The organism is Citrobacter sp. wls757 (assembly GCF_005280935.1).
GTDB classification, from domain to species: Bacteria; Pseudomonadota; Gammaproteobacteria; order Enterobacterales; family Enterobacteriaceae; genus Citrobacter; species Citrobacter portucalensis.
In genome coordinates, this window is record NZ_SZWU01000002.1 from 1 (window position 1) to 11446 (window position 11446).

An 11446-nucleotide genomic window follows, 5' to 3' on the forward strand; every position below is an offset into this window, starting at 1 on the left:
CTGATGGCACTACGTTTATCAGGCCTACGGGCAGTGTTGTACTCAGTAGGCCGGATAAGGTGTCTTATGATATCAACTTAAGGTTGGCTTAATCTGTGTCAGGCAAACTCTCCTCCATAGTTTCGGAGGAGAGTGTCATGAAAACCCGTATTTATGAAAGTTTGACCACCGTGTGCAGCGTGCTGATCGTCAGCAGCTTTTTGTATGTGTGGGTGAGCTCTTACTGATCTTTCGCCAATTCCACCCATGCGCGAGTGCCGGTGGCTCCCTGGCGATTTTGCAGATAGAAATGCCCGTGATGTAACTGGGTGATGCGACTGACAATGCTCAGCCCCAGCCCAATCCCACCAAAACGGCTGTCCATTCGGACGAATGCTTTACTTAACTCCCCGCATTTACTTTCATCAATGCCCGGCCCTTCATCTTCGACGGCCAGGACGGCATCATGCTCGGTGTTCAGGCTAATCGTAATATGGGTGCCTTCCGGGCTGTAACGATGCGCGTTTTCCACCAGATTTCGTAGCAGCATCCGCAACAGCGTAGCATCGCCACGCACGACAACGTCCGCCGCGCTTTGTGGCAGGAGCAGCGTCTGTTTACGTTGGTCCAGCATGGTGCTGAGTTCATCGTAGGAGGGCAGAATAACGTCCTCCAGCAGTTTGACATGCTGGTAGCTCCCGGCCGAAAACGACTGTCCGACGCGGGCGAGTTGCAGCAGCTGCGATACGCTGTCCATCATTTGATCAAGGCGGGCAATCAACGGCGTAACGTCGACCTTATGGGTTTTGGATAATAATTCCAGATGCAGGCGAACGCCTGACAGCGGTGTGCGCAGTTCGTGGGCGACATCGGCGGTAAATAAACGTTCGTTTTCAATAGTGCTGGTCAGCCGCGTTACCAGGTCATTGAGCGCTGAGACAACGGCCTGGATCTCAACGGTTGAGCTGTGAATTTCAATCGGGGCCAGGTTATCGGCTGCTCGCGCCTCTAACTCTTTTTGCAGATCTGCCAGAGGGCGGGTAATACGTCGCACCGCCTGGTAGCAAATTAGCAGCGTCAGGCTGACCATAAAGATGCCGGGGACGATCAGGCTGGCGATAGCCTCGCGGATCTCATGCATGATGTGGCGATCGTTGTTACGGTTATCGCGCAGCGCCTGTTCGAATAACTGTATTTGTTCGGTACTTTCGTGCCACAACCAGAAGGTGCTAATCAACTGAAAGGCCAGCAGAATTAGACCGATCGTCAGTATTAACCGTTGGCGAAGAGGGAGAGGTCGTTTTAGATATTGCAGCAGCTTCACTTAGCTTTCCTCAGTGGCGACCAGCATATAGCCAAATCCCCTGACCGTGCGGATACGTGATTTCCCCACTTTATCGCGCAGATTATGGATGTGGACTTCCAGCGTATTGGTCGACGGTTCGTTATCCCAGCTGTAGATGTCGTTATACAAAATTTCCCGGTGTACCGGGCTGCCCGCTTTGAGCATCAGGCGTGACAGGAGCGCGTATTCTTTCGGCGTTAAGATAACCTCTTGTCCGTCCATCCACACCTGGCGACGACCGATATTCAGCGTCAGATTGCTGACAATTAATTCACTTTCACCCTGATTGTTGTGGCGACGCAGAAGTGCCCGGATGCGGGCGTGCAGTTCTTCCAGTGCGAACGGTTTGACCAGATAGTCATCGGCACCCACGTCCAGCCCGCTGACCCGGTCTTTGAGCGTGTCACGGGCGGTGAGGATCAGCACGGGGAGAGAGTATTTCTTCTGTCTGATGCGGGTCAGGAAGTGCAAGCCGTCTTCATCCGGCAAGCCCAGGTCCAGAACAACCAGACTGTAATGTCCGGTCTCCAGACACTGCTCGGCTGCACGGGCGGTTGACACGCCATCACAGGCGTAGCCTTCTGTTTGCGCAGCGAGTATCAGTCCCTGTAATAACAACGTATCGTCTTCAACAATCAGGATTTTCATTCGTTTAGCCTCCCCGGCAGGGTTGCAGAATATCATCTGCCGCCTGATATTTCTGTGTTTGCACGCCCGTTAATCCCAGCAGAGTTGAGAAGAGATTATCCTGCGAGAAGTCTTCTGAGCTTGCCCGTTTTTGCAAACATGTCTGAGAGACCTGATAGCGTTGCTGATAATCCTCGGAGAGCCACAGCAGCATCGGCACATGTTTTTGCGTATCTGGTGCAATCGAATACGGCAGGCCGTGCAAATAGACGCCATTTTCCCCTAAGGATTCGCCGTGATCGGAAAGATAGACCAGGCTGGTGGTGAAATTATCCTGGTGTTCTTTCAGTATATTGATCGCTTTATCAACAATATAGTCAACGTAAAGAATGGTGTTGTCGTAAGTATTGACCAACTGTTGCTGCGAACAGGTCTGGATTTCGTTGGTATCGCAGGTTGGCGTAAATTTCTTAAACTGCGCAGGATAGCGGTTGTAATAGGTCGGACCGTGGCTGCCGATGGTGTGCAGCACAATCACCCCGTCGCCTTGCAGGTTATTAATGTACTCTTCCAGCCCGTGGAACAGGACTTCATCGTAGCATTCACCGTCAATACACTGCCCTGGCAGGTTCAGCTTAGTCATATTCTGGTGTGGAACCCGATCACAGGCTCCTTTGCAGCCGCCGTCGTTATCGTTCCACAGAACGTTAATTCCCGCCCGCTGAATGATGTCGAGTACGCCTTCCTGATGCTGTGCCAGTTCTTCGTCGTAGTGCGCGCGTGGCATATCCGAGAACATGCAGGGTACTGATACTGCCGTTGCCGTTCCGCAGGATGTGGTGCGGGGGAAATAGACCACATCATCTTTTTCCAGCAGCGGGTTGGTCTGGCGCGAGTAGCCTGACAGGGAGAAGTTATCGCCGCGCGAGGTCTCGCCGAGAACCACAATCGTCAGGTTCTTACGCTTTTCTTTCACCATCAACGGATTGCGATGGGCATCTTCGCCAATGCGCACCAGCGGCAGGTGGGCCAGTCGCTGGTGTGAATACCAGGATGACGTCGCCACAATGCTGTTGGATGGACTGAGGGATTTCACCAGTTCTTTGTTGTTGCGAAACAGTGAGGCGTAATCTTTATAGAAGAATGCAGCAACCAGCACGATCAGCAGTGCGGAGATCAGAATGTTCGCGCCACGAAACAGTATGCTGCGCATGACTGGCGTGATCGGTTTAATTTTTACCCAGCAGGCAATGAGCGCGGCCAGAATGCCGCTCACCCCGAGCGTGATGAGCATTTGCGGCGTCAGCAAAGCAAAGGTTTCGGCGGGCGTAGTGTCCATCATATTGGCGATCATCGAGCGGTCGATGATGATGCCGTAGGTCATGATGAAATATTGGGCCGATGCACCAACCAGAATGAAAATGCACGCCACCAGGCGATTAAGCCACAGGAATGAGGCCAGCGTCAGCACAATGTTCATGACGCTGAACGCGACGACCGGCATTGATAAAAACACCAGCACGTTACGCACGGAATCCAATGGCAGGGCTTGCAGCACTTGTTTGTAGAACGCAATGTTCAGGAAGGTCGCAAGATAAAATGAGATCAGCAGGAGCCAGCTGATTAGCCCAATAGCAGGCCTTTTAAATAGGTGCTTTAACATTAAGGGGGTTCCATCGACTAAGTGGCGCAAATCCTCTCAAAGTAAAGTTAAGCCAACCTTAAGTTCTTAATGTTGATTTCTCGAATATCAGCGAGGCAGCGTAGGCCCGATGAACTGACGCCATCGGGCAATGACGATTGCTTAAGTTAGTTATTGTTCACTGGTGCATCCAATGGATACGGGTTTTTATGGATCCGGTTGTAGTTCAGTGCGTACAGCGCGGTGATGATCATCAGCGTGACGAACGACCACATCACTTCTTTGGCGCCGGAACCGACAACCGCCCAGATGCAGTAGACAAAGGCGATAAAGGTCACCAGTAAGTACATCGGGCGTGCTTTACCAAAGTGACCATGGCCGAGCAGCAGCAGCGCGGCGCAGGTATACAGATACGGCACCAGGGTGAAGATAACGGAGACCGAAGAGACCAGACCAAACTCTTTCGCTGCGTTCGGCGACATGCTGCTGAACTGGAAGATGGTCATCAGGATGCCGACGATAATTAACCCGGCCACTGGCGTACCGGCTTTGTTCACGCGGGCAAAAATCGGTGGGAACAGGCCGTCATCGGCTGCGGCTTTGGCGGTTTGCCCGGCAAGCAGCGTCCAGCCGCCCAGAGAACCAAGACACCCGGCAGCAGCACAGAAGGAAACTATCGCCCCAGCGGTGTCACCCAGCGCCATACGTGCGGCATCACCGAACGGAGAGGCTGATACACGCAGCGCCGCGTTAGGGATCATACCCATGATTGCGGTGGTGGAGAGCACGTAGCAAACAGCGGCAATCAGCACGCCGCCCATGGTAGCGATAGGTACGTTACGTTTGGGATTTTTAACCACGCCAGCCGCAACGGAGGCGCTTTCCACCCCGATAAATGACCACAAGGTGACGTTCAGAGTGCTTTGAATCGCGCCGAAGGTGTTCATCCCGCTGACGTTCCAGGCTGCCATATAGGTTTCACCGCGGAACCAGAACCAGCCGAAGACGGCAATCCCGACAATTGGCACCAGTGCCAGTACCGTTGCGACGGCCTGCACGCGGGTGATCATTTTCGGTCCGACAATGTTCAGTAATACGAAGATCCACAGCACTACGACGCAGGTCAGCGTCAGGACCAGCGGATCTTTTAAGATGGGGAAGAAGTAGCTCAGGTAACCGACGCCAATGACCACCATGGCGATGTTACCAATCCAGCAGGCCAGCCAGTACAGCACGTTGGTCTGGTAGCCCAAAAAAGGACCGAAGCAGCGGCGGGCGTAAGCATAAGAACCACCGGGACTGGAGTCTAAGGACGACATTTTGGCGTACACCATCGACAGTGCCAGAGCACCGATAATCGTGACCAACCATCCGTAGATTGCAATCCCGCCAGTTGACGCAAGGTTTGCGGGTAGCAGGAATACACCGGAACCCATAATATTCCCCGACACCATAAGGGTGACGGGGATTAAGCCCACTTTGTGAGCATCAGCATCCGTCGACATATTTTTTAACTCCTGATAAGGATAAATGACGCCTTATCATACCTCGTCAAAAGTCTGTTTAATGATGACGGAGCTGGGGTATCGCTAATGCTGATATTATTATGGCTTATCGCTAACTGATTAAAAATCAGGCGGCGGATGGCTCCCTATGTTGACTCACATAATGCAGAGGCGTCATCCCATAGAACTCTTTGAATACGGAGATAAAGTATGAGGTACTGTTATATCCACACAGTTGAGAGACCTGAGAAATGTTTTTGCCGTCCATCAGTAATTGATTGACGGCATATCGCATGCGACATGTGGTAATTATTTGGCTGTAACTTGTATTTTCACTTTTGAGCTTTTTCTTTAACAAACTGGGACTCAGGCATAAGCAACTGGCAACCATGCTTAAATTCCAGTCTTTATGTATATCGCTCTCAATAATGTGATAAACGCTATCGCTAATACAATTGCGCAGCATATACATGAGCAAAGAAATAAACTTTTTGCTGTCGAGAAAGCGTGATAACACCGTGAACAGTAGCGAGCGCGTACGCTCTCTTTCAGCTTCGTTCACTGTGTCCATTACGCTGTGTTGGGCTGCCACCCTGAAGACATCCGGCGTCAGACAAGCGGCGGTCATCACTGGGCTGGCACTGCGTTGCCAGAGTGGGATCTGTGAAAGGTCTTTATTTAAAAAGCGCAGATAATCTTTAATGATATCGCGGCTGATATGTACGACCAATGCGTTATTAAGTGATGAGAAATCGATGATATTATTATCGCATGCCACCAGTGCCATATGATTAGCTTTTAAACTGATGGCTTCTTTACCGTTAATCCTTAACCAAACATCCTTCTCCGTTAATACAACAACACAAGCTTCTTTGCTGCAAAGCCTCATACCCAACTCCAGGAATATGAACATAAAACACCGTAGCTCAACATCAGATGAGCCAAATCGGCTAAATTGAAATTGTATGATGAAACCAGGACTGCAATAAAATAACGTGTCTGAAATTAATTACAATGCTTGGCGGGATTTTTCTTATGTACACATTTTTGTACGCAAGTGGAAAGGCGCTATTTGCGTATAAAAAAAGCGCGGGGTGGTCCCGCGCAAAAAGGTATGACAATGTTATTGTTTTGCAGCAATACTCAGGAATTACTCAAGCATGACATGTCTACCTTAAACATCGGACTATCTATAAAACGACATTATGCTTTCACGCACATAACGTGGTACACACCGTCAATAATTTCCGTTCCTTCGGTTTCATGTTCAAATCCAGGGAAGTGGTGGTCCCAGGACTGCAACGAACGTAGATAACTAATCTGCGGGCTATTGGCGTCGCCAAAGTTTTCCCCGGACAGCAGCATCGGAATTCCTGGTGGGTAAGGAATAACGGAATTCGCGGCTATACGACCCGGCAGATTTTCAATGGCCACCATCTCAACGTTATCGCTGACTATCGCGTTATAGGCTTCACGCGGGGTGATTTCAGCAACAGGCAGGCCGGAGTAGGCCGCGTTAAGACGTGCGCCAGGGTTGTTCTCTTTCAGCCAGGCGAACATGGTGTCGCCCAGATCGTGAATGCCCATGTTGGCGTAAGTGTCTGGATGTTCCTCAACCAGTTCTGGCATCACCTGTGCCAGCGGGGTATTGGCATCGTAATGGTGTTTGAAAGAGCACAACGTGTTGATCAGTGTGCCCCATTTCCCGCGGGTAATCCCCATGGAGAACAGGAACATAATCTGGAAATCGGTGGTACGGGTCGGAACGATGCCGTGACGGCCAAGCCAGGCGGTGACCAGTGCAGCCGGTACGCCGTTCTCTTCCAGTTCACCATCGTCGCCCATCCCCGGAGCCAGAATGCTGACTTTGATCGGGTCCAGCATGCTCCAGTTATCCGGCAGGTCTTTAAATCCGTGCCAGGATTCACCCGGGCGCATTACCCAGCAGTTCTGGTCGGTGGTCAGGAGTTGGGTTGGCGCATCGGCAAAGTCATAGGTTTTGCCGGTCTGCGGATCGGTCACAATCTCTTTGTTCCACGGTTTGAAGAACCAGTCGCCTTCGGCGGTGAATTCTTTGTACAACCGCGCCATGGCCTGACGGAAATCGACCGCTTCGTCGATCACTTCCTGGGTGAGCGACAGGCCGCTGTTACCGTCCATCATGGAAACCGCCACGTCGTTTGAGGCGCAGATGGCATACAGCGGAGAGGTAGTGGCGTGCATCATGTACGCCTGGTTAAAGCGGGAGAAGTTCACGGCCCCACGACCTTCACGAACGTGAATGTAAGATGCCTGAGAAAGCGCATTCAGCAGTTTGTGGGTCGAGTGGGTGGCAAAAACGGTAGGACCGTTATGATCGCCCGGCGCGCCACGCATGGCGTAGTGATCGGCGTAAATTGGGTTGAAGCGAGCATAGCCGTACCAGGCCTCATCGAAGTGGATGCGATCGCTGGTTTGCGCGAGCAGATCCTGGGCCTCTTTGGCGTTGTAGCAAACACCGTCGTAGGTACAGTTGGTCACAACGCTGTAAGACGGTTTTTGCCCGGCTTTACCTTTGGTCAGCGGGCTTTCGCTGATCTTTTTCTGCAATGTTTCAGGCTGCATTTCCTGCGGGTAGATAGGCCCGATAATGCCGTACCGGTTGCGGCTTGGCACCATGTACACCGGTTTTGCCCCGGTGAGGATAAGCCCCTGCTCGATGGATTTATGGCAGTTACGATCCAGCACCACGACGTCGTTGTCGGTCATACAAGCCTGCATGATGGTGCGGTTAGAGCCGGAAGTCCCGACCACCACGGACCAGGAGCGGTCAGCGCCAAACACGCGGGCGGCATATTTTTCGCTCTCGCCAAACGCGCCGGTATGATCCAGCAGCGAGCCGAGCGATGCACGTTCAATACCCATGTCACTACGGAATAAGTTTTCACCGTAGTAATCATGATAGAAACGACCGGCTGGCGTTTTGGTGAATCCGACGCCGCCCTGGTGACCCGGTGCTGCCCAGGAGTATTCATGGATGTCGCCGTACTTCATCAGTGCGCTGAACAGCGGTGGCAGAAGTTGTTGGCGGTAGCGGGTCATCGCCGCAACGGCGCGACCGGCGATAAAGTCTGCGGTATCTTCCAGAATCCAGGCGAATTCATCGACAAGCTCCAGCAGGTCGCGATCCAGCGATGCGGTGGCTTTTTCGCGATCGCCCAGCAGGAAAACAGGTACGTTTTGCTGGCGCTCGTGGAGCTTGCCGATCAATTGCCTGACGTTCAGGTGCTCGTCTTGTTGTTCCATTTGATAGCTGAACATCAGGCAATCAATGGCTTCATTGGCGGCGAGGATTGCGTAACCATCGTCGAATGAGGTGGACTTAATGACGGTAACATTTTGGCGGCTTAATGCGTCAGCCAGACGTTCGACAGCGCTACCGACCCAGGTGTCCTGATGCAGAAACTCACTTTCAACAATTAATACTTTCATCATCTTTTACCCGGTTGTGGAAAGGTTGCAATCTATGAATTGCAGACACACCGTATGAATGTGACGCAGGCAAGTATTATCCTGTCAAAATGGGCTGTAAAGCGGGTAAAAAATAGGCTGATTTGTGTTTAATTTGTTTTTAAACAGTAGGTTATGTTTGCTTGTTGGCGGTTTTTCACCGCCGTTTATCGACAGGGGGAATATTTTTTTGGCTGATACTGATATTGCCGAATGATATCAACCAGCGATTGTTTGCCGATGCTGCTGGCTTAGTTTGCGGTACTGCTGCGGCGACATGCCGACAAACTTGCTGAAGGTGTCATAAAAACGGCTGCTGGATCGGAATCCGGCGGTCAACGCAACGTCGAGAATGGTTTTATCGGTATCGCTAAGCAATGCGCGGACGTGATTGATCCGCATTGCCGTGATGTACTGCTTCAGGGTGAGTTGCATTACGCGTTGGAAAATCCCCATCGCGTAGTTGGCGTTGAGCTTCACGTGTTCCGCGACGTCGTTGATGGTGAGCGCCTGATCGTAGTTGTCGGCAATAAAGCTCAGCATTTGGCTGACGTAAAACTGGGCGTGCCGCGACACGCTGTTTTTGTGGGTCCGCGAGGTTTTATTGACCAGGATAGGCTGCCAGCCGGAAAGGCTAAACCGTTTGAGCATCAGACCAATTTCATCAATGGCGAGCTGGCGAATTTGTTCGTTCGGGTTGCTCAGTTCCTGTTGCCAGCGCTGAACCTCAAAGGTGCTCAACTGCTGCGACGCCAGCGATTTGATGACCATTCCATGGGTAACATGGTTGATCAGCTCGCGATCCAGCGGCCAGGAGAGGAAAAGGTGCATCGGTAAATTGAAGATAGCCATACTTTGGCAGCTACCCGGACGCGTGAGCTGATGCGGTGTACAGGCCCAGAATAGCGTGATGTGTCCCTGTTTTATCTGCACGACTTCATTGTTGATAAGGTATTCGACGTCACCATCAAACGGAACATTGATCTCCACCTGCCCATGCCAGTGGCTGGCAGGCATAGCATGCGGTGAGCGCAACTCGATATCCATCCGTTGATATTCTGAGTACAGCGATAGCGGGCTGCGGGTTTGTTCTTCATCGCTACTGCACATGTGCGGATCGGGAGGGAGAGGCGATGTCGGTAATGTACTCATGGTTGCTCCATTTCCTGAATTATCAGAATCATGTCATTTAACACGTATTAAGGCTGAGAATCAGGACACAAATTGGACCGTTACCATTGAGCATAGCGACATTTTGCGGCCGCATACTCTGCTTTTTGGGTGATTTTGTCCCATAAACTCAGATCCAATAGGGCGCAGAGTGATGATCTGAGTTTATGGGAATGCTCAGCAGGGAAGTCGGAGGTTTTCATCTATGCGCTGTGCCACCATGACTGTGTTCACTAATGTTCTGGAGAGTCATGATGTCTGCACCCAAAATTACCTTTATCGGCGCCGGTTCCACGATTTTCGTCAAAAATATTCTTGGGGACGTCTTTCACCGCGATGCGCTTAAATCTGCGCATATCGCCTTGATGGATCTCGATCCTACGCGTCTGGAAGAATCACACGTTGTTGTGCGCAAGTTGATGGATTCTGCGGGCGCGTCTGGACGAATCACCTGCTATACCGATCAAAAAGCAGCATTACAGGATGCTGATTTTGTGGTGGTCGCTTTCCAGATTGGCGGCTATGAACCTTGTACCGTCACCGATTTTACGGTGTGTAAACACCATGGTCTGGAGCAGACGATTGCCGACACGCTGGGGCCGGGCGGCATTATGCGCGCGCTGCGCACCATCCCGCATTTATGGCAGATTTGTGAGGATATGACCGAAGTCTGTCCGCAGGCCACAATGCTTAACTACGTTAACCCGATGGCAATGAACACCTGGGCAATGTATGCACGTTATCCGCATATTAAGCAGGTTGGGTTGTGTCATTCGGTGCAGGGGACGGCGGAGGAGTTGGCCCGCGATCTGAACATCGACCCTGCTTCTTTGCGCTATCGCAGTGCCGGGATCAACCATATGGCGTTTTATCTGGAGCTGGAGCGCAAAACGGCGGACGGTGCCTATGTGAATCTCTACCCGGAGCTGCTGGCGGCCTATGAATCCGGTCAGGCGCCGAAACCGAATATTCACGGTAATACCCGTTGCCAGAACATTGTGCGTTATGAAATGTTCAAAAAACTGGGGTATTTCGTCACCGAATCGTCGGAGCACTTCGCCGAATATACGCCGTGGTTTATCAAACCGGGGCGTGAAGATCTGATTGAGCGCTATAAGGTGCCATTGGATGAATATCCGAAACGTTGTGTGGAACAGTTAGCGAACTGGAAAAAAGAGCTTGAAGAGTACAAAACGGCTGAGCGGATCGACATTAAACCGTCGCGCGAATATGCCAGCACTATCATGAACGCTATTTGGACCGGTGAACCGAGCGTCGTGTATGGCAACGTTCGCAATGACAATCTGATCGATAACCTGCCGCAAGGCTGCTGCGTTGAAGTCGCTTGTCTGATCGATGCAAATGGTATTCAGCCAACGAAAGTCGGGACTCTCCCGTCACATTTGGCGGCCATGATGCAAACCAATATCAATGTTCAGACCCTGCTAACGGAAGCCATCCTGACGGAGAATCGCGATCGCGTTTATCACGCGGCGATGATGGATCCGCATACCGCCGCGGTACTGGGGATTGAAGAGATTTATGCGCTGGTGGACGACCTGATCGCGTCTCACGGCGACTGGCTGCCGGCCTGGCTGCACCGTTAATACACAATCACGCCGGGCATTGTATCCGGCGTTTAACCTCTGACGTTTCCTCTTACAGAAGGCGGGCGCTGGTAACAGCGAC

9 protein-coding genes are annotated in these 11446 nt (G+C 51.7%); 2 read left to right on the plus strand and 7 right to left on the minus strand.

Features of this window, described 5'->3' with window-relative positions:
- Window positions 1-137 precede the first annotated feature (137 nt).
- On the plus strand, window positions 138-227 hold the full coding sequence (pmrR, locus tag FDW94_RS00085; protein ID WP_003826741.1) for an LpxT activity modulator PmrR: 90 nt from the start codon (window positions 138-140) through the stop codon (window positions 225-227).
- Here the strand turns inward: pmrR and pmrB are convergent.
- The 7 genes from pmrB to melR form a co-directional block, all read right to left on the minus strand.
- On the minus strand, window positions 221-1303 hold the full coding sequence (gene pmrB, locus FDW94_RS00090) for a two-component system sensor histidine kinase PmrB (RefSeq protein WP_170974210.1): 1083 nt from the start codon (window positions 1301-1303) through the stop codon (window positions 221-223). The two genes, pmrR and pmrB, sit on opposite strands and share 7 nt — an antisense overlap.
- A complete protein-coding gene (pmrA, locus tag FDW94_RS00095; protein WP_008786966.1) occupies window positions 1304-1972 on the minus strand; it encodes a two-component system response regulator PmrA in 669 nt (222 codons plus the stop codon). It abuts the gene before it with no gap.
- Between the two features lie 4 nt (window positions 1973-1976).
- On the minus strand, window positions 1977-3614 hold the full coding sequence (gene eptA / locus FDW94_RS00100; protein ID WP_137376935.1) for a phosphoethanolamine transferase EptA: 1638 nt from the start codon (window positions 3612-3614) through the stop codon (window positions 1977-1979).
- A 146-nt stretch (window positions 3615-3760) separates the two neighbouring features.
- Window positions 3761-5098, minus strand: coding sequence for an arginine/agmatine antiporter (gene adiC, locus FDW94_RS00105; RefSeq protein ID WP_003031853.1), 1338 nt, complete (start codon window positions 5096-5098; stop codon window positions 3761-3763).
- A gap of 127 nt (window positions 5099-5225) precedes the next feature.
- Window positions 5226-5987, minus strand: coding sequence for an AraC family transcriptional regulator (locus tag FDW94_RS00110; protein ID WP_008786968.1), 762 nt, complete (start codon window positions 5985-5987; stop codon window positions 5226-5228).
- Between the two features lie 314 nt (window positions 5988-6301).
- Window positions 6302-8569 carry an arginine decarboxylase gene (gene adiA / locus FDW94_RS00115; protein WP_003826754.1) on the minus strand — a complete coding sequence of 756 codons (2268 nt, stop codon included), beginning with the start codon at window positions 8567-8569 and terminating at the stop codon, window positions 6302-6304.
- A 237-nt stretch (window positions 8570-8806) separates the two neighbouring features.
- Window positions 8807-9739 carry a transcriptional regulator MelR gene (melR, locus tag FDW94_RS00120; RefSeq protein ID WP_003826756.1) on the minus strand — a complete coding sequence of 311 codons (933 nt, stop codon included), beginning with the start codon at window positions 9737-9739 and terminating at the stop codon, window positions 8807-8809.
- A 269-nt stretch (window positions 9740-10008) separates the two neighbouring features.
- Between melR and melA the strand changes: the two genes are divergently transcribed.
- Window positions 10009-11364 carry an alpha-galactosidase gene (gene melA, locus FDW94_RS00125; RefSeq protein ID WP_137376936.1) on the plus strand — a complete coding sequence of 452 codons (1356 nt, stop codon included), beginning with the start codon at window positions 10009-10011 and terminating at the stop codon, window positions 11362-11364.
- Window positions 11365-11446 lie beyond the last annotated feature (82 nt).